This is a genomic window from Treponema sp. J25, from assembly GCF_004343725.1.
In the GTDB taxonomy this organism is placed as follows: Bacteria; Spirochaetota; Spirochaetia; order Treponematales; family Breznakiellaceae; genus J25.
Window position 1 is genome coordinate 1 of the sequence record NZ_PTQW01000033.1, and the last position, 23,320, is coordinate 23,320.

The window sequence follows — 23,320 nt, forward strand, 5'->3', positions numbered from 1 at the left end:
AAAAAAACCCTTGAAACGTTGCATATTGGGACTATTATACAGCCCTCTAACAAAATGAAAATAAAAGAAGAAGGATGGCGCTTTGAACCATTTCAGGGGGTAACTATTAAGCATAGAAATCCCTAAGGCATGGACCTCTTTCAGTAAATTGAAATAAGAGAGTGTTACATTAGAGAGTCCCGAACCTATACTATCCTGCCATGGATGATTCTTTCCGCTGGTGAGTCTCAGGAAGCACCCGTATTTCTTGAATAACCCGTCCACTTAATTCATCTACTCGACGGGCTGCAGTCGCTACGGTCTCTGTATACTCCTTTATTTTATCAAGCCGTTCCAGGATCTGTTTGCTTCCCGCATGTTGTTCAAAAACAATCTCTTTTATTTTCTGTTGATGTTCCATAAGCTCTTGGACCCGAGAAAACACCTGGGCAAAACTCTCACTCGTTTTTTCTGCCTGAGAAGAACTCCGATCTATGAGGTCTTTTATCTCCTGTAAGAACCGGGCAATAGAAGTGGCCTGCCCTGCTACATGTTCAGCAAGTTTTTTTATCTCCGTAGCAACCACCGCAAACCCCTTGCCAAGGGCTCCCGCATGGGCTGCTTCTATTGCCGCATTAATAGCCAGAAGGTTTGTTTGGTGGGCTATATCTTCAATCACCGCACTTGCCTCAAGAATAGTCACCGAACGATGGGCTATCTCTTCCATGTAACGGGAAATACCTTGAATATTTTGTCGATTCTCCTCTGAAGCATTCATAAGATGCTCTGAAGCTGTAATAGTAGAAAGGACAAGGGTATTTATGTAATTTATATTTTCCACCATCTCCACAATATTCTGAGAAGACTCTTTCATAAAAAGGTGAAGTGCCGTAGTTACTTCATTAAGTTCATCAATAGGAGCCTCACTTTGTTTCAGAGTTTCGATACTACGGACAGAAAACTCCTTGAGCATCTGAGAAAGATTTTCTTTATAACTATCATGGAGCCGCCGGATTTCCTTTTCCATGTAGTGACGACAATTCTCTGGTTTATTAAGGCCATTATAGATTGCCACTGCCATTTGTTCGCAGCTATTGTAACCACAGGCACTACAATTCAGAATATCCCGGTCCGATTCTTTGTAGGTCTCTCGGTTAATCCGAGCGATAAAAGAGGCATCCGGTTCCCGAATAGTATTTTTAAAAACAGGGGACCGATCAATATAATGACGAAGGTACAAACCGGGTTTCCAAAAATGTTTGATTGTAGTAAGCAATTTTCGCTGATTTCTATAGTGTTTCATGGCTTTTTGAGCCCGTTCTTCTATTCTTTTTTCTACTTTATCCAGATTTTTGCCTTGATTTAATGTTCCCGGTCCCCCATTACAACCCATCTCACAACTTAAACAATCCACAAGTTCAAAAATGGGAGCCTCTCCTGCCTGGATGGTAGCACCCAAATGAGCAAAATAATGGTACACTTCTGGGCCTTCTATTTTACGGGTTTTTCCTGAAATATCAGGAATATGACGGGCGACCGTTCGCATAAGCCCTCCCGGAGAAGAGAAGAGTACCGCCCGTTCTGCTCGGGGACCTTCAAATTCTACCTCTGGATATTGCTCGAGATCCAGTTGTGCTTCCTCTAAATACTGATGAATAGAACGAAAGGTAACGTTATAGTCCCCGATTCCCACCGCATCAAATTCCCGCCGTTTCGCATAACAGGGAGAAATAGCCGCAAGTTTGTAGTCCCGGTATTCGGGGAAAAATTGTCTGATCATTTTAAAGGTATGCACCATGGGGCTATCCACAGGAGCAAGCAGAGAAATAAGTTCAGGGCGGTAGGTTTCGATAAAGCTTACAATCGCAGGACAGGGTTGGGCTATGATACAATCCGGTTTTTGTTCTTTTTTGTATTTCAGATAGGAATAGACGGTCAGTTCTGCCCCAAAGCTCACATCAAAACAGGCCCGGACTCCCAGGCTTCGTAAAAAACCAGCTAGTTTCTTATACCGGCCTTCAAAACCACTGGCCGCAGCGGGAGCCACAATGGCAACAATTTTTTCTCCTCGCGTCAGAGCATCGCGAAAAGTCTGCCAATCATCTATTCCCACCCGAGCTCCATGGGTACAGGCGGCGAGGCAGGCTCCACAGCCAAGACAGAGATCACTATTTACTTTTACATAATCCCCTGAACCGTCGTTGCACATTTTAGCAGGACAGACACTAATGCAACGATGACAATTCACACATTTTTCTTCAATCACTTTAATAACTGGTCGTTGCTTTGGCAACATACTTTTTCCCTCCCAAGCTTTTTGTATTTATTAAGCAAACAGACGCTTATGCCCATTCTTGGAGAAATACTATTACTCTTACCTAAGATCTTGTATCAATCGGAGGATCGTGCACTTTTTTCTTTCCGAAACACTATTTTTCCTCTTTTTCTCCTTATCAATCTTTTTATTATTGAAAAATGCCCAAGGCCCCTTTTCGATGTTTATCTTAAAACGCTTCTTTAAGGGGCCCCTACTGCCAATTCTTATTGCTCTATTTTCTTGAGTTCCTCTTTATCCTGCTTTAACGTCGTAGTAAAGAAATCACTTTGCGATGGCAGGGTAAGCTGCAACCCGTAAGTATAGTCGATTTCTACCGTTGCTTTGGGCATATCAATTTCAAGAAGATGCCCTCCAAAAGAAAGGTCCTTGGAAAGAAAATGCAGATGGAACCCGGCCATGTTAACTCCTGCCATATATTCAGGGAGCCATACCCCTATGAGGGTCCCTTCGATGTTTTTTGCTTCGAAGGTAGGTTGATTCTTGGTTACTTCTACCAGTCGAGGGTAGGGTTTTTGCTGTTTTGGGACACTTCGGGTTTTCACATAGGCCGCCGTTCCTGTTATCTTGATAAGATATGGAATATTCTTAGTAGGAAGGGCTTTGAGAATAGCGTCGTAAAGAGCCGCTAAAGAAGAGACGGGTTCGCTAATTTGTATTTTTTGATCGGTATCAAAAAAACTGACCGCCGCAAAGGGGGTTTTGACAGTCTTTGCTACCTTGTATACCTTTCCATCCGCCTTTACCTGATAACAGGTCCCATTAAGGATAATCATCTCACCGTCAAGACCATCGAAGGTCCCGATACCGGTATCGCCATATTTTAACAGCGTTTCGATGGGCTCTACCCCATCGTAAACCCCCTCTTGTAAAGCCCCAAGGGTGGAAACCTGATAGATCACATCTCCTTTGCTCTGGGCAAACAGGGAGAAGCCGAAAACCACAAACAGTACCGCTGTCCAAAAGATGTTTCTCTTCATGAGAACCTCCGTTTTTTTAATAATACGCTAAAACAGAAAAATGGCAACTTTTTTTTTTAAAAATTGACAATTTATATAAAGCGTTCCATAATAAAACAACATAGAAAATCCAATGGGGAGGAGGTAAATCATGATCAAAACAAGAAAGGCTATTCTTTTCCTTTGTGTGGCCCTGAGTGGAACCCTTCTTTTTGCCCAAACAAAGACAAAGATCGATCCCGAAAAGGAAAAGAAGGTCATTGATCTTGTAAACAGGGGGATTGCATACATTAACAAGAATGGTATTGAACAGGCCGTAAAGGCCTTCCAGGATCCGAAAGGAGGCTTTATCGAAGGAGAATTCTACATCTTCCTGTATGACTTTGAAGGAAACGCCTTGGTCGTCGGAAGCAATACGAGCCTCATAGGAAAGAATTTGATGAATATTTCCAGTACCGATCGGAACGGGAACAAGGTCTATCAGGTAAAGGAACTTATCAATATTGCAAAAACGAAAGGAGAAGGCTGGTTCGAGTGGGCATGGCAAAACCCGGAAACGAAAAAATTTGGGCCTAAACGGGGCTATGCTAAACGAATCGACGTGCAAGGGAAATCCTACATGATTGGTTCTGGTTACTATGTAGGAGACGAGGAATAACAAGAGTCACAGGAAGGGGCTCTAAGCCCCCTCCTTCAATCCATCATTGTGAGAGCAGCGATGAAAATGTCCTTTAATAACATAAAACTATTTCAAAAACTATTAGCCATTCCGGTATTAGTAATATGTGTATTTTTGTTAGTGATAGGATTCTTCTATATCAACCAAAAGAATATTCAAAGAAGCATTGGAGGTTTTAACACCTCTTTAACTAATTATAAAAAGAGTTTGGAATTTTCAAAACTGCTCAACACTAGCTTTGAGCGGATGCTACTCACTGCTCAATATTACACCTCGGGGATCCATTCCGAAAAACAAACGAAGCAGGATATAGAAGAGATAAAACAATCCCTTGAGGAACTAAAAAAATCCTTTGAGTTTTTCGAAGGGATCATCAGTTCCGAAGTATATCAAAAGACAAAAGAGGCTATTAGCGTATATATTGAATTTTCCCATTACTATGTAGATTCCATCCTTATAGAAGCCTCTGTTGTGGCGGGGTATCTTCCTTCGCTTCACGAAAGTTTCATCGCTCTGGAAAGTATCGTAACTGAAAGCAGTACTCTTTTGGAACAGGATTTTCTTAAAACCAAGATAAGTCTTGAAACTCAACTTTCCTCTTTTGCCCGTTTTCTCATTATTGTATTAATCGTGAGTGCCTTTCTCTTCTTTGGTCTTTCTTTTCTTATTTCGAGAGCCATCATGAGGCGCATGCAAAAAATATTATTTTTTATGAAAGACCTTTCAGAAGGGAAACTTATCACCGAAATTCAGGATCCCTATCATGATGAAATTGGAAGTATCATACAGCTTTCCCACGAAGTACGATCCTATTTAGTAACAATGGTAAGAAACATTTCTGACGTAATCCGGAGTAATCGGGATATAGTGAACCGTCTTTCCAATCAAACCTCTGAGTTTACTTCTGCAATAGAAGAAATACGCAGTCAGACCGGTATTATGAATAAAAACACTGCGTTACTCCATGAACAGATAGATGCGGCTAGCATTGCAACAGGCGAAATAAAGAAAGAAATCGATGATATTGTTCATACTATCCAGGAACAATTTAATCTTAATCAAAAAGCAGCTGAACTTATCACTCTATTTATTAATGATATTTATTCTATTTCTCAATTAACAAAAGAAAAGGTAAGCACTGCCCGGGAGCTTATTTCAAAAACATCTACTGCTGAAGGTGTTATAAATGATTATCATGTTTTAATGGAAGAAATGAAAAAATCCACTGAAGCAATTTCGGAAATGATCAGTATCGTTACCACCGTAGCAGAACAAACAAACCTCCTTGCTCTTAATGCGGCTATCGAAGCAGCCCATGCAGGAGAAGCAGGAAAAGGGTTTGCCGTAGTGGCTGATGAAATAAAAAAACTTTCGGAACTTACAAAAGAAAGGGTAGAAACAGCAAGTATTTCTTTACAAGAACTTATAGAAAAAATCCATCGAGGATCCGATTACAGCAAAGACACACAGCAAATAATCCTAGATATCTTGAATGGCATTAAAACTGTTACCGGCAGCATTGAAGAAATTGGTACTATTATGGAACGAACTAATGAACAAAGCCTGCAAATTAAGGAGGCTATAGGGAAACTTCAAGAAATTAGCAAGCTTATCAATAGCTCTAGTTCCACTATCGATTCTAGAACAGCCCTCATCAACACCTCGATAGAGAAGATAAAGACCCTTTCCCTGGAACACAAAAACGGAATAGGAGAAATAACAATAGGAATTCAGCAGATTTTCGAATTAACGCCGATGCTTACCAATCTAAGCAAAACAAATCAAACTAATAATGCTATACTGGAAAAAGAAATAGCAGAATTTGTGATTTAATTTTTTCCCTTCAGAGTTACCAAGAAGGGGTCCGTAAATCTTTATAAAGCTAAGAGTATCTTTCTTTTGAGCGAGATTGTACAGTCCTATTCCCCCTTCCCTTACCCCTTATTTTCCGCTAGTATGAGGGCCATGAATTTCTGGTTTGCCACTAATAACGAACATAAAAGAAAGGAACTCCAGGCTATTCTGGGAGGGATTCTCATCCATATTCCCCGAGACCGGGGACTCTCTTTTGACCCGGAAGAAACAGGTACCACTTTTGTAGAAAACGCCCTCATTAAGGCCCGGGCCCTTTATGAACTTGTAAAAGAACCGGTCATTGCCGATGATTCGGGCCTCTGTGTGGATGCCCTGGGAGGGCGCCCTGGGATTCATTCGGCCCGTTACGGCGAAAAGGAAGGGAAAAAACTAGACAGCCATGAGCGGAATCAATTGTTACTTGCTGAAATGGCTGGTATTCAAGACCGGCGCGCCCATTTTGTCTGTGCCATGGTATTGTATTTCGGACGAGATCGTTTCTATCTTGTACAGGAAACGCTGGAGGGAGAGCTCGCTACCGAAGAACGGGGTAATGGCGGTTTTGGCTACGATCCTATTCTTTACTTACCTCAGTACGGAAAAACGGTGGCAGAATTATCGGAAGAAGAAAAAAATCGTATAAGTCACCGTGGTAAGGCAGGACGCATCCTTCGCCAGATACTGGAACAGGTATGATGAAAAGAAAGTTTTCTCTCTCATAGAGAACTCAATATAGATAACTCATTACCAAACCAGTAATTAAAAGATGGAACAGGTATTCAAGCAACTCTTTTCAGGAAATCAATATATCATTGACATCCTTCTTGTTGTTACCCTCGCTGGGATCGCCATAGGAAGAATTCCCCGCCTCAGAATGAATCGGGCGAGCATCGCCTTTGCAGGGGCCGCCCTTCTTTTGCTTACGGGGGCAATTGCACCAGAAGAGGCTCTTAAAAGTATCGACCTGGGAACCCTCATTCTGATTCTTTCCATGATGATCATTACCGCAAATCTTAAATTCTCCGGTTTTTTTGACCTTGCCAGTACCACCGTACTTCGTCTTGCCCATACCCCCCGGCGGCTTCTTCTGTTCATCATGGTTACTTCGGGACTCCTCTCGGCGCTCTTCTTAAATGATACCATCTGTATCATGATGACCCCCCTCGTAGCTTCCCTTGTTCTCCGGGCCCGGAGGAATCCCCTTCCCTATCTTATTGCCCTTGCCGTAAGTGCCAACATTGGTTCGGCGGCAACCATCATCGGGAATCCCCAGAACATGCTCATCGGTGCTTCAAGTGGTATTCCCTTTGTACGATTTACCAGTTTTTTATGGGTCCCCTCTCTTGTAGGCATCCTCATTGCCTACGGAATAGTACTCATCGTTTTTGCCGGGGAGTTTTTTAGGACTACCTCGCTCTTTATCCCTGAAGCTGGAGGAAAGCAAGAAAATCGCCTATTCCGCCCCCTTCTGTATAAAAGCGGGATTGCCATTGGTATTATGACCGTCTGTTTTGTCCTTAATATGCCTGTCTATGAAGCGGCCATGTTGGGAGCCGCTTTGCTTTTAATTACCCGCCGCATTAAACCAGAGCGGGTATTTGCCGAATTAGATTGGACAATCATTGCCTTTTTTGGGGGGCTGTTTATTATTACCGCCGCCGTAGCTCGAACCGAGGCATTCCAGCTTTTCGTACAAAAGGGAATGCCCCTCGTTGGAGGAAGTCTCGCCAATTTCTCAATTTTTACCCTCCTCCTCTCTAATCTTATTTCCAATGTTCCTGCGGTGATGCTGATGCGTCCCCTGGTAAGTTACTTCGACAATCCCGAAAAGGCCTGGCTTGTCATGGCCATGGCAAGTACCTACGCCGGCAATCTTACCCTTTTAGGTTCGGTGGCAAATCTCATCGTTGCAGAAGGGGCCAAACGGTTTGGTGTCGAAATTCGCTTCATCGATTATCTTAAGGTAGGACTTCCTGTCACCCTTATCACTATCGCCTTTGGGACCTGGTGGCTCCTCCTGGTATAACTGAATAGCATGGCCCGCCGCTCATATTCGGGGGATCACTCCATGTTAACATCCTCCGCCACCGGGCCTATTAAACGGCCTTACCTTGTAAAGCTGTGCTCATGGCAGCGGGTACTTCTTTCCAGGTATTCCCGGGCAGCGGGATCTATACTGCACTCCACATCGCCATAAAAACGTTGCAGGAACTCCAGTACCTCTACCGATTTCTCCTGCAATATATAATTGTTAACTGAAAGTTTTTTTGCATACAACATTTTCTTAAGACCCCGAAAAGGATGAACGTGCTCGGGTTTCAAATAAAACTGAAATACCACTTTGGGATCCTTTCCGCGATTTCCCAGGATGAAGCCGGACACATAGTCCACCTTGATTTTCTGGAGAGCCTCTTTTTTGTAAACAATCTCTTCGCGCTTATCCCCAACTTCAATCACCACCCCTGAAGGGGTCATAATCAATTTTCTCATGGCAAGATACTTAAAAGCAAGAAAGGTAGGAAGCATTACCTGGAGAGCGCAATATACAAAAATAAGAAAGGTCGTCCAGTTCGAAGTAAACTGCTTCCATCCTATCAGCAATATGAGTCCATATAACACACCAATAATGAGCCAATAATCCCCCCAGGACTGGGTAACCACTATGGCTTTTTCAGAAGGGACAGAAAGCGGTTCGTTGGGGTCTTTCATACGGAAAAGAGTATACTATCTCCTCTTTTAGTTTTCAATTTTTTAATTGCAAAAAATGGAAGAGACCCTGGTGAGCCTTCTCCAGAGAGTCATTGCATCGCAGACTCAGAAGATGAGGAAGGGGCCCCTTTTATTTTTTACTCCTTTTTAGTAGTGTAAGGGGGTTCCCACAACTACCCTCATCTGGAGTATCACATATGAGCATTGAAACGTTGCTTTGGACGGGCCTTCTGGCCATCCTTCCCATATCGGAATTGCGGGGAGCCATCCCCTACGCCATTGCCCAGGGTATGAGCTGGCCCCTTGCCTATCTTTATAGTGTGGCTCTGAATGCCCTGGTGGCGCCCCTTTGCTGGCTGTTCCTGGCTACGCTTCACCGGCTTCTTTCTCACCTTCCCTGGTATGAGCGTTTCTTTAACCGGATTATCGAACGGGCCCGAATCAAAATTCATCCCCAGATTGAAAAGTGGGGCTGGCTGGGGATTGCGGCCTTCGTGGCCGTTCCCCTGCCGGTTACCGGGGCCTGGACAGGGACCCTGGGGGCCTGGGTGCTGGGGCTGGACAGGAAAAAAACCCTCCTCTCCGTAACCATCGGGGTTGCCCTCGCAGGAATCATTGTGACGGCGGTGGTGCTCCTGGGACTTACGGCTTTTTCAATCTTTGTAAAAACCCTATAATGAGCCCATGACGAAATTACGATTTCAAGATGAGCTTAATCCAGAACAAATTCAGGCGGTAACCACCATCGAAGGGCCCGTCCTGATTATCGCCGGGGCCGGATCGGGGAAAACCCGGGTTATCACCTATCGGATCGCCTATATGCTTGAAAAGGGTATCCCCCAATCGGCGATTCTGGCCCTTACCTTTACCAACAAGGCAGCCCGGGAAATGCAAGAGCGCGTCCGGGAACTCACCGGTAAAAAACTCCATAATCTGACGGTAAGCACCTTCCATGCCTTTGGGGTCCAGATTCTGCGGGAACAGATAGAAAAATTGGGGTATCGCTCGAATTTTTCCATTTATGACGAAACGGACCGAAATCAACTCATCAAAGAGAGCCTGCGGGAATGCGGCCTTTCTCCTGAGGGGGTAGATCTCTATAAGATTGGTCAGCTCTTTTCTAACGTGAAAATAGGCCGCTACCACTGGGGCGACAGGGCCAACGACGAGTACGAGGGGGTCTACCGGGAATACCAGCACAGTCTTAAGGTATTTAATGCCGTCGATTTTGATGACCTTCTGGTGCTTCCCATCGAACTATTCGAAAAATATCCGGAGGTTCTCCAAAGCTATAAGAATCAGTACCGGTATCTCATGGTAGATGAATTTCAGGACACCAGTCTCATCCAGTATCGGCTCCTGCGACTTTTGGCCGATCGAAACGTGTGTGTCGTGGGAGACGACGACCAGTCTATTTACTCCTGGCGGGGAGCAAATTACGAAAACATCCTGATGTTCGAACGGGATTTCCCGGATCGGGTGGAAATTAAGCTTGAACAAAACTACCGGTCAACCACCACTATCCTTGAAGCGGCCAACGGCGTTATCTCTCATAATACCAACCGGAAAAACAAGAAACTCTGGTCTGGCAATGGGGGCGGTAAGCCTATCGAGATATTCTTTCCCCCCAATGAAAGCGAAGAGGCCGATTTTATAGCCCATACCATTCGCTCCCTTATGATGAAGGAAAAACGAAGGTATGACGATTTTGGGGTGCTCGTGCGAACCAACTCCATGTTCCGCCACCTAGAAGAGGCCTTTCTGGCCGAAAATATTCCGTACCGCCTTTCGGGGGGATCCAGTTTCTTTCAACGAAAGGAAATCAAGGATATCATCAGCTACCTCAGGGTCATTGCGAACCCCGACGACGATATCAATCTTCTGCGGATCATCAATACACCCCGTCGGGGCATCGGGAAAACGGCGGTAGAGCATATTACCACCTTTGCCCGGGAGCAGCATACCTCCGTCTGGGATGCCATGAATCGCCTCCGCTATGCACCGGATACCCTCTTCTCTGAAAAGGGCAAAATTGATGTGGAAGGTTTTATCACCTTGATTGAATTTTATCGCGGAGAAATGCTGGGAAAACGGGGACTGGCAAAAAAAGTCCGGGCCCTGGTGGATAACATCGATTACTGGAGCTACCTGGTCACCGAATACAACAAAAACGAAAAGGCCGCCCGCTTCAAGTTTCTCAACATTGAGTATCTTATTCAATCCATAGAAACCTGGGAAAATGACCCAGACAATCTGGATCCCACATTATATCCATATTTAAATCGTATTAGTTTGATCACCCGAGATGACGAAAACGAAGAAAACCAGCGGGGTAAGGTCAATCTTATGACGATCCATGCCTCCAAGGGGCTCGAGTTTCCCGTGGTCTTTATCGCCGGAGCCGAGGACGGGCTTATTCCCCATGCCCGCAGTCTCGAAGAAGGGGAAGGAAATATCGAAGAAGAGCGGCGACTTTTTTATGTGGCCATTACCCGGGCCCGCGACAAATTGTATATTACCAGTTGCCGCCAGCGTAAGCGTTTACAAAGCCTTGTTGAATGTAAACCCTCCCCTTTTCTGGAAGAAATTCCCCAGCACCTGGTGGAATACCACGAAGGAGAACAGGCCATAGAAAGCCCTGAGGAGGCGGCAGATTATTTTGCCCAGATTAAAGGGCGCTTTGGAGCGGCAGGATGAACAGAAATCCTTTGCAACCTAACGCTCCTTCGGATAGCCTTTCTTTCCGTTGCCGTCCTGGTTGCGGAGCCTGCTGTATCTGGATTTCCATCTCTTCCCCCATCCCTCCGGCAGGGCCAGGCCTTCCGGGCATGCCATCAGGAAAAGCCGCAGGGACGCCCTGTATCCATCTCGATGAACATCGTTACTGCCGTATCCATAATACTCTTCATTATCCAGAGGTGTGTCGCAATTTTATCCCCCATCCGGACACCTGTGGGTCCAGCTACGAAGAGGCCCGCGAAATTTTAAGCTTTTTAGAAGAGGCAAGTCGACCAGAATAGGTAATTTGCTCTATAGCCAATACTTTTCTATACCCTCATACTTAAGACAGTATAGGGCTTCAGTATTTATTCTGGGGACCATCACACCCACTATTACTACAGAGTGGGTGAATATACCTTTTTGCGGAGGTAAGTAATGATACAACGACCTATTCAGAGGGGACTTCTACTTGTTGGAACGTTTATATCCCTCACAGTGTTCTTATCCTGTGCCCCCAGGACCATGCGATCTGTGGTGGATTCCCGGGGATTTCTTTTTGGTGTGGCGGTTCGCCCAGGGGATCTCCTGGACCCCAAGGATTCCAAGTTATTAAAAGATAACTTTAATATCCTTGTGGCAGAAAACATCATGAAACTTCAATATCTCCGTCCCACCGCTACCTTCTGGAACTGGTCCGACGTGGATAATCTTGTGCGATTTGCCGAGGAGAATCGGATGAAACTCCGGGGCCACACCTTTGTATGGCATAATCAAAATCCGCCGTTTATCAACAACCTGTCAGATAAGGAAGCAGCCCTGAAGGTTCTTACGGAAACCATTACAGAAGTCCTTACCCGCTACAAGGGCAAATTCTACGAATACGATGTTTGCAATGAAGTTATCGATGACAACGGGGTACTGCGCAATTCAATCTGGATGCGAACCATTGGGCCCGAATACATCGATATAGCCTTTAAAACGGCCCGGCAGGCTGATCCGTCGGTAAAACTGATCTTGAACGATTACAACAACGAATACGCGGGAACGGTGAAAGGGGATGCCTTTTATAACCTGGTCAAGGGTATGGTTGATCGGGGAGTTCCCATCGATGGGGTAGGTTTCCAACTCCACATGCTGGCGGAACTACCGGTAAATAAAGAAGCTTTACAGGCAAACATTAAGCGGTTCCGGGATCTGGGACTTACGGTCTCCTTTACCGAAGTGGATGTCCGCATAAAACTACCCGTCACCCCCGAAAAAGAGGCGGCCCAGCAGGCAGTGTATGAGGACCTTTTGCGGATTGCCCGGGAAGAAAATATTTCATGCTTTGTGCTCTGGGGCTATACCGATGCCTACAGTTGGATTCCGGGAACCTTCGCTGGTTACGGTAGCGCCCATCCCTTTGACCAAAACAAACAACCGAAAAAACTGTACGGATCCCTACGGAAAATTTTAGAAAAATAAGGGAAAGTCAGTACGGGGGACCGGCGGCTCCATTTTTTACAACTGAAAACCAAGTTCATGAAGCATTCGTCGGTCCTCCACAAAAGGAATGCCGCTGGTAGTAAGCAGGTTGCCTGAAATTGTCGCATTTGCTCCCGACCGGAAACAGGCTGCACCCTTATCAGAGAGCAACCTTCGACCTCCCGCAAGACGAAGATAAGCCTGGGGTAAAATATAGCGAAAAATAGCTACAATGCGCCGAAATTCTTTCTCAGAAAGAACGGGGTTTTTCTCGTAAGGAGTGCCCGAAATGGGATCAAGTAAATTTAGGGGAACCGAGAGTATTCCAAGTTCCCGTAACACAAAGGCCATATCGATACGATCCTCCATGGTCTCCCCTAGCCCAAAAATCCCGCCAGAACATACCGAAAACCCAAATCTTTGGGCCAGGCGAATCGCATTGACTTTTTCTTCGTAGGTATGGGTACTACAGACAAAAGGGAAAAAACGAGGAGCCGTTTCTAGATTATTATGAATTCGATCAAGGCCTGCTTCTCTTAGACTCCGGTACTGAGATTCCTCAAGGATCCCTAATGAGGCACAGACATAAAGTTCTGTTTCTTTTTTAATTCCTCTAATTATTTTACAAATTCTTTCTAGTTCTTTTGACTCAACCGATCTTCCAGAAATCACAATAGAAAACCGATGAATACCCGCCCTGGCACAAAGACGGGCTTGTTCAAGAATTTTTTCTTCAGACAAAAGAGGATATTCCTGAACCGGTGTTACATAATACACCGACTGGGCACAAAATTTACAATCCTCAGGACAACGACCACTACGGGCGTTCACAATAGCACACACATCAAAAACATTCCCACAGAAGTGACGACGAATCTTTTCTGCCCCTTCACAAAGCGGTTCGAGAGGAACCGTAACAAGGAACAGGGCTTGTTCTTTATCTACTGGTGTACCATCAAGTACCTGCTGAATTATTGACTCAAGATGCATTTGTTTCTCCTATTGTTTGATAATTCCAATTTTCAGCCATGAGATTCTTTATGGTTCGTACCATTATACCAGGATGAGGAGCTTTCCATACAGCGGACACCACCGCAATTCCACCACACCCTCGCTTCATCACCTGGGGAACCTGATCCATCCCGATACCACCGATAGCTAACACAGGAATTCGTACCGCGCTGCACACTGCCTCAAGCCCTTCAAGATTATTGGGTCGGATATCCTGTTTTGTTTCAGTAGGGAATACTGCTCCATAGCCCAGATAACGTGCTCCCTGCAGTTCTGCTTGCTGGGCCTCCTCAATAGTACCAACCGAAACACCATAGAGTTTGTTCCGTCCCCAGAGTTTTCGAGCTACCAAAAGGGGAAGATCCTTTCGGCCTAAATGTACTCCATCTGCATCGAGGGCCATAGCCATATCAAGCCGATCATCCACAATAAAAAGGATACCTCTTTCTCGGCACTGCGCCCTCAGCCAACGGCCCTCTTCATAAAATACCCGATCCGACACAGCCGGTATTCCTTCTAATTTTTTCTCCCTCAGTTGAATCATATCAGGACGAGCTTCCAATATGTTTTCCAGCATCGTTTGATACTGGTCAGGAGCACATAAAAACCGGCCCGTGATAACACAAAGGATGCCTCCTGCCGGAATGGACAAGTTCTGGGTTGGTTCTTCATTTTCACAATATTGCATACTTTCCCCTTCTTTTTTTACTGCCTTTTTTGCCTGGGCAGTCCCTCCCTATCATAAAAAGCATGAAAATGATGTACCGGTCCGTGCCCCTTTCCTAAGGGGATCCCCTCTTTAATTGCTTCCGTAAGCCAGGCTTTTGCCTCCGCTATGGCCTCTTCAAGATTGCTTCCCCGGGCCCAAAGGGCAGTAATAGCCGATGATAAGGAACAACCAGTCCCATGGGTATGAACGCTAACAATACGAATACCCGGAAAGACTTTTATCGATGAATCGGTCGCTAAGAGATCGTCACACTGAGCAGCAAGGTGGCCCCCCTTAAGAAGTACCGCCCGGGCCCCTAAGAAAAGAAGCTTGTGCGCAGCCCGTTCCATATCTTGAATATTCTGAATAGATTCTCCGGTAAGAACCTCAGCCTCATAAATATTAGGAGTTATAAGATCTGCCAGGGGAAATAGTTCATCCACGAGTACCTGACGGTCCTGGGGATCCAAAAGGGGATAGCCGCTTTTGGAGACCATGACAGGGTCTAGGACAACCAGAGGTGGCCGATAAAACCGAAGATGCTGGGCTACCGTTCGTATCGCAGCGGCATTCCCTACCATACCTATTTTTACCCCATCTACCCGAATATCCTGAAAAATCCCCTCAATCTGGGCACCAATCATCTCTTCCGGTATGCTATGCACCTGGAGCACCGCCTGGGTATTTTGGGCCGTCACAGCACAAACCACAGACATACCGTAACAACCAAGGGCAGCAAAGGTTTTAAGATCCGCCTGGATACCCGCCCCTCCAGAGGCATCGCTCCCTGCAATAGTAAGAAGCTGTTTCATGATGTACATCTCCCTTATGCTGGATCACCCGGGACTGCCTGGAGAGGAATAGATTTGTTTCAGTTAGAAAAAACTAAACCAAGGAAGGGAGAAAACATTTATCCACCACCTGCTTTCCTCCGCCGGTATTACCCGGATCAGGTTCATGGGTCAGGGGACGTCCCTTTCTCAGCCAGCCATTCCTGGCTCCCCAAGCAGCAACTCGCTTTATGCTACGACAGGAACGGTTTTTCGTCAACAGAAGTATTGACTATTTTTTGTTTTTGGTGCATAGTAAGCCCTGTCAGTCGACGGTGGATGTAGCTCAGTTGGTAGAGCGCCAGACTGTGGATCTGGGTGTCGCGGGTTCGAGCCCCGTCATCCACCCATGCGGCATCGGATCCGGCGCTCATACAACATATGCGTTCGTAGCTCAGCTGGATAGAGCGACGGACTTCGAATCCGTAGGCCGGGGGTTCGAGTCCCTCCGGACGCAGGATGTTCTGTAGCAGTGGAGGGTACTACAGTCTCCGGTTAACGGAGAAAAGGCCCGTGCGTAATGAAGAAGGGGACTTTCCGATAGTACCGAGCTACGGGACAGAAACAGTCGCTGTGAGGATAGAGCATTCTGTCCGTCAGGGGCGAGTATTTTGGGCCGCTAGCTCAGCTGGCAGAGCAGCAGACTCTTAATCTGCGGGTCGAAGGTTCGATCCCTTCGCGGCTCATCTGCGGGAATAGCTCAGTGGTAGAGCGCCACCTTGCCAAGGTGGATGTCGCGGGTTCAAGCCCCGTTTCCCGCTTTACAACCGTGCAGGAATTGCACGGTTTTTTTATTTTGATACCCAATAGTCACTGTAAATAAAACCTTAAAGAAACACAAAATGTTATAAAGCATATATTTAGAGAGCACCTTAACCTCAATCCTATTGACAGAACCGGGACTTTTCAGTACAGTAGTTGCGGCTGTAATATATACCACCGGCATGCGAGAGTGGTGAAATTGGTAGACACGCTAGACTTAGGATCTAGTGCCTCAGGCGTAAGGGTTCAAGTCCCTTCTCTCGCAAGCACCGTGGGGTTCTTCTAGAAAAGAGTCCCACCTGGGGTATGCGGGAATAGCTCAGTGGTAGAGCGCCACCTTGCCAAGGTGGATGTCGCGGGTTCAAGCCCCGTTTCCCGCTCGTAACGATGGGGCGATCCGGCCATCGGGTCGCCTTTTTTTTCAAGCCAGGGCACAATGATGCGTCCCAGGTCAGGCAAATCTTGTATATGATTTGCCCCATTTTTCCACACAAGAGGGATTACCGTGGTAGTATCCAGAGAAATTGAAAAGAAAGAACACTCCCAGGTTCAGCTTACGGTGAAGGTAGCTCAAGAAGAGGTCCGGAAAGAATATACGGATGTACTCAGTTACTACGCCAAAAACATTCAACTGCCGGGTTTCCGGAAAGGGAAGGCCCCCCAGGATCTTGTAGAACGAAAGCTCGGAGAAGCGGTAAAGGCAGATGCCTTCGGTAAACTTATCGAAAAGGCCCTTAAAGAAGTCCTGGATGCGGAGGATTTTCCCGCCACCGATCGTCCCCTCCCCTATTCCCAACCGACCCTGCGGGAAGTTCCCGAGTTTTCTCTGGAAAAGGACCTTTCCTTTTCTGTCACCTATGACGTGTTCCCCACCGTCACGGTGGGTTCCTACAAGGGGATCGAAGTCGAAGAACCGGTCGTCGAAATTACCGATGAAGACATTAAAACAGAACTCGAAACCCTACGGGAACGGAACGCCTTTGTCATCGATAAGGCAGAAGGATCTCCCATCGCTGCCAATGATGTGGTTACTATCAATTATGCAGAAGTAAACGAAGGGGGAGAAGTAATTCCGGGGACAGAACGGGAGGATTTTGTCTTTACCGTTGGGTCCGGTATGAACTACTATAAAATTGACGATGAAATCCTGGGGATGAAAAAAGGAGAAAGCAAGACAATCACCAAATCATACCCTGAGGATTTTGAGTTTCCCGAGCTTGCAGGAAAAACCAAGACTATTACAGTCACCATAACAGCGCTGAAAGAGAAAAAATTACCCGACCTGGACGATGAATTTGCTCAAGATGTGGATGCAAAATACACAAAACTAGAGGATCTTAAAAAAGACCTGAAACAAAAGCTGGAAAAAAACCTGGAACAGCGGAAACGGGAGCTTAAGATCCAGCAGATCCTGGACAAACTCCTGGAAGCAAGCACCATCGATCTTCCGGAATCCATGATTCGACTCGAAGAAGAAAGCCGCCTGCGCTCGGTAGCCCGGCGTCTGAACATGTCGGTGGATCAGCTCATTCAAATTTACCAAGCGAACGGGAAAAATCTCGAAGAACTCTTAAATGAATGGCGGCCTGATGTAGAACGGAATCTCAAGAAGCAACTGATCGTCGATACCCTTATAAAGAATTTGAGTATTACCGTGAGCGATGAAGAGGTAGAACAGGAAATTGCGAAACAGGCCCAGGAAATGAACATAAGCCTTGAGGAAATAAAAAAATATTACGATGATACTAATAAGGCGTATTTAAAAGAAGATCTCCAGCAGCAGAAATTGTTCGATCTTCTCCTGGGCGAGGTAAAAGTAAAAAAAGGAAAAAAGCAAAAGTACCTGGACCTTATGGGGCAGAAGTAGGTAGATTATAGATATGGAGTACATGAATAACCTGGTACCAATTGTAGTAGAGCAGACGGGAGTGGGAGAGCGTTCTTATGATATCTACTCCCGTCTTTTAAAAGACCGCATTGTGTTCCTCGATGGGGAAATCAACGATATTACAGCGGATCTTGTGGTAGCCCAGCTTCTGTTTCTTGAAGGGCAGGACCCTGAAAAAGATATCAGTTTGTATATTAATTCACCCGGCGGTTCCGTAACGGCGGGGCTTGCTATTTACGATACCATGCAATACATCAAGTGTCCCGTCCAGACCATTTGTCTCGGGCAGGCGGCGAGCATGGCGGCCCTCCTGCTCGCAGCGGGCAGTCCCGGTAAGCGTTTTGCCCTTCCCTCTTCCCGGGTTCTTATCCATCAACCCTGGGGAGGGGCTCAGGGGCAGGCTGCAGATATTGGGATCCAGGCAAAGGAGATTCTCCGGCTTAAGAAACTCACCATCGAGTATTTTGCCCATCATACGGGTAAAACGGTGGAACAGATAGCCGCTGATATTGAGCGGGACTTCTTCATGGCCGCCCAGGATGCGGTACAATATGGGATGGTAGACGCTATTCTCAAGAGGGAAAAACATGGCACGACTGCGTAACGGCATGGGAATAAACGAACGGGCTTGTTCGTTCTGTGGCAAGAGTGCCGATATGGCCCGCCGGCTCATTGCGGGTCCCAATGATGTGTTCATCTGCGATGAATGTGTTGAGGTCTGTCGTAAGATCCTCGCCGAAGAGGATCAAGAATTGGCAACCCAATTCACCGGGGAAATTCCCACCCCCCGGGAAATTAAGGAATACCTCGACCAATTCATCATTGGACAGGAAGAAGCAAAAAAGGCCCTGTCAGTGGCTGTATATAACCACTACAAACGGATTGCCAATCCTGCCCGAACCCCCGATGATGTGGAAATAGAGAAGTCTAACGTCTTGCTCATCGGTCCCACTGGAACGGGGAAAACCCTCTTAGCCCGGACCCTGGCTCGAAAACTGAAGGTCCCCTTTGCGATTGCGGATGCAACAACCCTGACCGAAGCGGGCTACGTGGGAGAAGATGTGGAAAACATCCTCCTCAAACTCATCCAGAATGCGGGTGGGAACATTGCCGCCGCAGAACGGGGCATCGTCTACATCGACGAAATTGATAAGATAGCCAAAAAAGGGGAAAATGTTTCCATTACCCGTGATGTATCCGGCGAAGGGGTACAACAGGCCCTCCTTAAGATCATTGAAGGAACCATCGCTTCGGTACCTCCCCAGGGAGGACGCAAGCATCCTAACCAGGAGATGATTCGCATCGACACCACCAATATTCTCTTTATTTGCGGTGGAGCCTTTGTGGGATTGGACAAATTCATTGAGCAACGGATTTCCCAGCATCCCATGGGATTCGGAGCCGATGTACGACATCGAAAAGACAAGGATCTCCGGGAATTGTACAATGCCCTTCACCCGGATGATCTTATCAAATTCGGTATGATCCCCGAATTCATCGGCCGGCTTCCCATCACCGTCACCCTGGATGACCTAAAAAAGGAAGACCTTAAGCGGATTATCACCGAGCCAAGGAATGCCATTCTGAAGCAGTATAAGGCGTCCCTGGCTATCGATGGGGTAGACCTGGAATTCACCGACGAAGCCATCGATGCCATCGCTGATACGGCCATCAAGCAAAAAACGGGCGCCCGGGGCTTACGGGCCATTGTAGAAAAAATAATGACCGATGTGATGTTCGAGATTCCCTCCATTCCGGGAAAGAAGCGGGTAGTTGTTACGAAGGACGTAATCCTTAAATCTGAGCGGCCAGAAATCATCGTCTTACAAAAGAGCGCATGAAAATTTTTTCTCTTCATCCTGAGGGGAGAATCACCGAAAAACTCCCCATTCTTTTGTTAGATGATTTTGTGCTCTTTCCTGACACGGTAGTTTCCATTGTGGTAAGTACTCCCAAGGGGATCAAGGCTATCGATGAAGCCATTGTATACAATGGCAATCGAATCTTCGCGGCCTGTAAAAGTGCTTTTGGTTGCCGGGACCCCTTTGATACGGAAAATCCAAGATATGGAACGGTAGCCTATATACAGCGACACATGAGTCATACCGATATTAGCTATCGGGTGGTTCTCCAGGGAGAGTACCGGGCTGAGGTTATCAAAAGAAGTAAAAAGAACAATCTTCCCTACGTCACCGTCCGTTCCCTCATAGGCAATCCCTATTACCCTCCTCCTGAGGAACCTGAATTAGTGGCCCTTCTCCGTTCCATTCAACAGTCCTTTAGTCAGTACGCGGAAGTATCAAAAAAGGTAAACCAGGAACTCCTCTCGGATGTTCTAAGAATCGAGAATCTGGAAAAGGTCTGTAATCTGGTATCCCATACCCTTCCTCTGAAAACAGAACGTAAACTTGAACTCCTGGCCCAGGAAGATCTCAAAGCTCGGGCACAACAGGTGTACGAAACAATCGAACGAGAAACGGAAGTGGCCTCCCTTCAAAAAAGCATAGCCAGTAAAGTAAAAAGCCGCATGGATAAGACCCAGCGGGAGTACATTTTAAATGAACAATTAAAGGAAATCCGCAAAGAACTGGGGAAGGATGAGGCAGAAGAAGATGAATTTGATGAAATAGAAAAAAATCTGAATGCCCGGGGACTCCCTGAGGAGGTCCTTGCAAAGGCAAAAAAGGAACTGCGTCGTTTAAAACGGCTCCAGGCCATGTCCCCCGAAGCGGGCGTGCTACGAGGCTACCTCGAATGGATTCTCGATCTCCCTTGGATAGAACAAACAACCGATAATCCGGATCTAGAAAGGGCCGAAACGATTCTTAACGAAGATCACTACAATATGAAAAAGGCCAAGGAACGCATCCTAGAATACCTGGCCGTTCGAAAATTGACCGACGCCACTCGGGGACCAATTCTTTGCTTTGTCGGTCCCCCTGGTACCGGGAAAACCAGCCTTGGCCGTTCGGTTGCCCGGGCCCTAGGACGGAACTTTGTGCGGGTTTCCCTCGGTGGTGTTCGGGACGAGGCGGAAATCCGGGGACACCGAAAAACTTATGTCGGGGCCCTGCCGGGAAAAATTCTCCAATCCATGAAAAAGGCGGCCACCATTAATCCGGTGTTTCTACTTGATGAGATTGATAAGCTATCCTCGGATTTTCGAGGAGACCCGGCGGCAGCCCTGTTAGAGGTTCTGGATCCAGAACAGAATAATGCCTTCGTAGATCATTACCTCGAGGTCCCTTACAATCTTTCCAAGGTGCTTTTCATTGCGACGGCCAACTCCTTGCACACCATCCCCCACCCCCTTCTTGACCGAATGGAAGTAATAGAAGTTCCCGGGTATGGGGAAAATGAAAAACTCCAGATTGCAAAACAGTATCTTATTCCAAAACAACTTGCAGAAAATGGCCTCGGCGAAGCCCATATTACCTTTCAGGATGAGGCAATTTTTGATATCATTCGCTATCGTACCATGGAATCGGGGGTGCGCAATTTAGAACGGGAGATAGCCCACTGCAGCCGGAAACTTGCCCGGGAAGCCCTTGCAAAAGGGTACGGCACGGAAGAAAAACCCATAGGAAGCTTTAGCCGAACCATTCGGGTTTCCACCCTTTCAAAACTTTTGGGGAACCGAAAATATAAACACGACCTGGTATACACCGAATCCCGCATCGGGGTTTGTTACGGCCTTGCCTGGACAGAAACCGGGGGAACCATGCTCCCCGTAGAAACGGTTCGCTTTGAAGGCTCGGGAGAACTTATCATAACAGGCAACCTGGGTGACGTGATGAAAGAAAGCGCCCGCATCGCCCTTTCTTTCCTTCGAAGCATGGGTCAAGAACTCAACGTTCCCAACGAGAATTTTACCAAATACGATTTTCACATTCATGTACCGGAAGGAGCGATCCCCAAGGATGGGCCTTCGGCAGGCATCACCCTGGCATCATCCCTTCTTTCCTGTCTCTTGCAACGAGCCCCCCGCTCCCTTGTGGCAATGACGGGAGAACTTACCCTTACGGGCAGGGTACTCCCTATCGGAGGGCTTAAAGAAAAACTCCTTGCGGCCCTGCGGAACGGGATTACAAATGTTATCCTTCCCCAAGGGAACAAGGAAGATCTGGAAGAACTGGACAAGGATATCCTTCGGGCCCTTTCTATCCACTATGTAGAAAAAGCTGCCGAAGTTTTTGCTTTTCTATTCCCCCAAGAAGAAACCCCGGCTACTACCCTTTCACCCGAAAGTAGCACACTTTGATATTCCTAGCGGCCCGCGGCTTCCATTAAAACCTTAAAGGTTTCCTGGGCGCAGCGTTCCCAAGAAAATTGTTGGGCCCGTTCCAACCCCCGCTGTCGACATTCCCGATGAACGCTCCTGTCTGTTGCAAGGGTTACCATTCGATCGGCCATATCTTCCGGTGAGTAGGGATCAAAATAGAGAGCCCCATGTTCCGCCGTCTCAGGCAGGGAAGCCGCCCGGGCGCAGGCCACGGGAACCCCACAGGCCATCGCTTCAAGAACCCCAAGGCCAAAACCTTCATACAGGGAAGGAAACACCACCATATCTGCCCCAGCATAGAGCTCTGGTAAGTGTTTATAAGGAAAGTAGCCGGTAAAAAATATGTCCTGGCGATACTTTGATTGCATGGCCGCCCGTTTTACCTTCTCGGCCCCCTTCCGATCAGCTCCAGCTAACACCAGGCGATGAGGAAAGCGGGTTCGCTCTTTAAAGATTTCAAAGGCCTGAATAAGGCGGATATGATTCTTAAGGGGATATTCAATTCGAGAAACATAGAGAATATAGGGACGCTTGAAGCTAAAAGGCTGAATCAGTAAAACACTTTCTTCGTTCTTAGGGCGGGGATAAAAAGCACTGGTATCGATACCGTTCGGGATTACCACGACCCGGTGGGGTTTTACTCGAGCTACCTCAATGAGTTCTTGTTTTACCCATTCACTGACGGCGATAATTCTATCCAGGTGCCGAATCGAGTCAGGGAACACAAGCCGAAGCACCGCCCCCAACTGCTCCCTATTCCGCAGGGGCCCCCGGTAGGCTCCCAAATCATGAACCGTACCCACCGTGGGACAGGGAGACTTCCAGGGAAGCCGCCGATTCGCGGCGGGGAAAAAACACACCTCATAGCCGCGCTGGCGGGCAAATTCAGGATACCGAAAGATATGCCACAAAGAATTGGCAGTCCGTCCTGTCCTAAAGGACTGGGAAATAAACTCCAGGTCTTCCGCCACATCGGTAAAGGCATACCGGTCAAATTCCCAGCCAAAAAGTTCATACCTGGCAGATACCCGGGGAAGATAGCGTAAAAGATACTTAAGATAGACACCAATACCCGATTCTCCACTATCACACCCAAACGTATCTATGCCTATCCGCATCGCCTCTCCTCTTCAGATCC

At 46.9% G+C, this 23,320-nt stretch carries 19 protein-coding genes, 6 tRNA genes and 1 riboswitch; of the genes, 18 read left to right on the top strand and 7 right to left on the bottom strand.

Annotation, left to right across the window (positions count from 1 at the left end; genetic code table 11):
* Positions 1-190 precede the first annotated feature (190 nt).
* The gene (locus C5O22_RS10125; protein ID WP_132781483.1) at positions 191-2,275 is read right to left on the bottom strand and encodes a [Fe-Fe] hydrogenase large subunit C-terminal domain-containing protein; all 2,085 of its coding nucleotides are present in this window, start codon (positions 2,273-2,275) and stop codon (positions 191-193) included.
* A 245-nt stretch (positions 2,276-2,520) separates the two neighbouring features.
* Positions 2,521-3,294, bottom strand: coding sequence for an acetolactate decarboxylase (budA, locus tag C5O22_RS10130; RefSeq protein WP_132781485.1), 774 nt, complete (start codon positions 3,292-3,294; stop codon positions 2,521-2,523).
* Positions 3,295-3,424: 130 nt separating this feature from the next.
* Here budA and C5O22_RS10135 point away from each other — a divergent pair, with 130 nt between their 5' ends.
* The 4 genes from C5O22_RS10135 (at position 3,425) to C5O22_RS10150 (ending at position 7,832) form a co-directional block, all read left to right on the top strand.
* Positions 3,425-3,931: a cache domain-containing protein gene (locus C5O22_RS10135; protein WP_132781488.1), complete on the top strand. Its 507-nt coding sequence runs from the start codon at positions 3,425-3,427 to the stop codon at positions 3,929-3,931.
* A gap of 228 nt (positions 3,932-4,159) precedes the next feature.
* On the top strand, positions 4,160-5,785 hold the full coding sequence (locus C5O22_RS10140) for a methyl-accepting chemotaxis protein (RefSeq protein ID WP_165910492.1): 1,626 nt from the start codon (positions 4,160-4,162) through the stop codon (positions 5,783-5,785).
* Positions 5,786-5,917: 132 nt separating this feature from the next.
* Positions 5,918-6,502 (top strand): RdgB/HAM1 family non-canonical purine NTP pyrophosphatase, encoded by a 585-nt coding sequence (gene rdgB / locus C5O22_RS10145; protein WP_132781593.1) that lies wholly within the window; start codon positions 5,918-5,920, stop codon positions 6,500-6,502.
* 70 nt (positions 6,503-6,572) lie between these two features.
* A complete protein-coding gene (locus C5O22_RS10150) occupies positions 6,573-7,832 on the top strand; it encodes an anion transporter (protein ID WP_132781492.1) in 1,260 nt (419 codons plus the stop codon).
* Between the two features lie 80 nt (positions 7,833-7,912).
* Here C5O22_RS10150 and C5O22_RS10155 read toward each other — a convergent pair whose 3' ends face one another.
* Positions 7,913-8,515 (bottom strand): hypothetical protein, encoded by a 603-nt coding sequence (locus C5O22_RS10155; RefSeq protein WP_132781494.1) that lies wholly within the window; start codon positions 8,513-8,515, stop codon positions 7,913-7,915.
* Positions 8,516-8,712: 197 nt separating this feature from the next.
* Between C5O22_RS10155 and C5O22_RS10160 the strand changes: the two genes are divergently transcribed.
* The 4 genes from C5O22_RS10160 to C5O22_RS10175 all read left to right on the top strand — a co-directional run bounded on the left by C5O22_RS10160 (position 8,713) and on the right by C5O22_RS10175 (position 12,700).
* Complete coding sequence (locus tag C5O22_RS10160; protein WP_132781496.1) at positions 8,713-9,192, top strand: COG2426 family protein; 480 nt, start codon at positions 8,713-8,715, stop codon at positions 9,190-9,192.
* 7 nt (positions 9,193-9,199) lie between these two features.
* Positions 9,200-11,212 (top strand): ATP-dependent helicase, encoded by a 2,013-nt coding sequence (locus C5O22_RS10165; RefSeq protein ID WP_132781498.1) that lies wholly within the window; start codon positions 9,200-9,202, stop codon positions 11,210-11,212.
* Positions 11,209-11,535 (top strand): YkgJ family cysteine cluster protein, encoded by a 327-nt coding sequence (locus C5O22_RS10170; RefSeq protein ID WP_132781500.1) that lies wholly within the window; start codon positions 11,209-11,211, stop codon positions 11,533-11,535. The genes C5O22_RS10165 and C5O22_RS10170 overlap by 4 nt, the downstream gene beginning before the upstream one ends.
* Before the next feature lie 136 nt (positions 11,536-11,671).
* On the top strand, positions 11,672-12,700 hold the full coding sequence (locus C5O22_RS10175) for an endo-1,4-beta-xylanase (protein ID WP_132781502.1): 1,029 nt from the start codon (positions 11,672-11,674) through the stop codon (positions 12,698-12,700).
* Positions 12,701-12,736: 36 nt separating this feature from the next.
* Here the strand turns inward: C5O22_RS10175 and bioB are convergent, their stop codons facing one another.
* From bioB to thiD, 3 genes are read right to left on the bottom strand one after another with little or no spacing between them, the layout of a single operon-like run.
* Positions 12,737-13,690: a biotin synthase BioB gene (gene bioB, locus C5O22_RS10180; RefSeq protein WP_132781504.1), complete on the bottom strand. Its 954-nt coding sequence runs from the start codon at positions 13,688-13,690 to the stop codon at positions 12,737-12,739.
* On the bottom strand, positions 13,680-14,399 hold the full coding sequence (thiE, locus tag C5O22_RS10185) for a thiamine phosphate synthase (protein ID WP_132781506.1): 720 nt from the start codon (positions 14,397-14,399) through the stop codon (positions 13,680-13,682). The genes bioB and thiE overlap by 11 nt, the downstream gene beginning before the upstream one ends.
* Positions 14,400-14,416: 17 nt before the next feature.
* Complete coding sequence (gene thiD, locus C5O22_RS10190) at positions 14,417-15,232, bottom strand: bifunctional hydroxymethylpyrimidine kinase/phosphomethylpyrimidine kinase (RefSeq protein ID WP_132781507.1); 816 nt, start codon at positions 15,230-15,232, stop codon at positions 14,417-14,419.
* A 97-nt stretch (positions 15,233-15,329) separates the two neighbouring features.
* Positions 15,330-15,435: riboswitch (TPP riboswitch) on the bottom strand.
* Between the two features lie 90 nt (positions 15,436-15,525).
* Between thiD and C5O22_RS10195 the strand changes: the two genes are divergently transcribed.
* The 10 genes from C5O22_RS10195 (at position 15,526) to lon (ending at position 22,161) form a co-directional block, all read left to right on the top strand.
* Positions 15,526-15,598, top strand: a tRNA-His gene (locus tag C5O22_RS10195).
* A 35-nt stretch (positions 15,599-15,633) separates the two neighbouring features.
* Positions 15,634-15,707: transfer RNA gene (locus C5O22_RS10200), tRNA-Arg, on the top strand.
* Between the two features lie 156 nt (positions 15,708-15,863).
* A tRNA-Lys gene (locus C5O22_RS10205) sits at positions 15,864-15,936 on the top strand.
* A 3-nt stretch (positions 15,937-15,939) separates the two neighbouring features.
* Positions 15,940-16,011, top strand: a tRNA-Gly gene (locus C5O22_RS10210).
* A gap of 185 nt (positions 16,012-16,196) precedes the next feature.
* Positions 16,197-16,277: transfer RNA gene (locus tag C5O22_RS10215), tRNA-Leu, on the top strand.
* A 43-nt stretch (positions 16,278-16,320) separates the two neighbouring features.
* Positions 16,321-16,392, top strand: a tRNA-Gly gene (locus C5O22_RS10220).
* A 125-nt stretch (positions 16,393-16,517) separates the two neighbouring features.
* Positions 16,518-17,879: a trigger factor gene (tig, locus tag C5O22_RS10225; protein WP_132781509.1), complete on the top strand. Its 1,362-nt coding sequence runs from the start codon at positions 16,518-16,520 to the stop codon at positions 17,877-17,879.
* Between the two features lie 13 nt (positions 17,880-17,892).
* Positions 17,893-18,504 (top strand): ATP-dependent Clp endopeptidase proteolytic subunit ClpP, encoded by a 612-nt coding sequence (gene clpP / locus C5O22_RS10230; RefSeq protein WP_132781510.1) that lies wholly within the window; start codon positions 17,893-17,895, stop codon positions 18,502-18,504.
* A complete protein-coding gene (clpX, locus tag C5O22_RS10235; RefSeq protein ID WP_132781512.1) occupies positions 18,488-19,741 on the top strand; it encodes an ATP-dependent Clp protease ATP-binding subunit ClpX in 1,254 nt (417 codons plus the stop codon). Before clpP ends, clpX begins: the two co-directional genes overlap by 17 nt.
* Positions 19,738-22,161: an endopeptidase La gene (gene lon / locus C5O22_RS10240; protein ID WP_132781514.1), complete on the top strand. Its 2,424-nt coding sequence runs from the start codon at positions 19,738-19,740 to the stop codon at positions 22,159-22,161. Before clpX ends, lon begins: the two co-directional genes overlap by 4 nt.
* Positions 22,162-22,166: 5 nt before the next feature.
* On the opposite strand, the gene C5O22_RS10245 is transcribed toward lon, so the two are convergent.
* On the bottom strand, positions 22,167-23,300 hold the full coding sequence (locus C5O22_RS10245) for a glycosyltransferase family 4 protein (RefSeq protein ID WP_132781515.1): 1,134 nt from the start codon (positions 23,298-23,300) through the stop codon (positions 22,167-22,169).
* Positions 23,301-23,320: the final 20 nt, after the last annotated feature.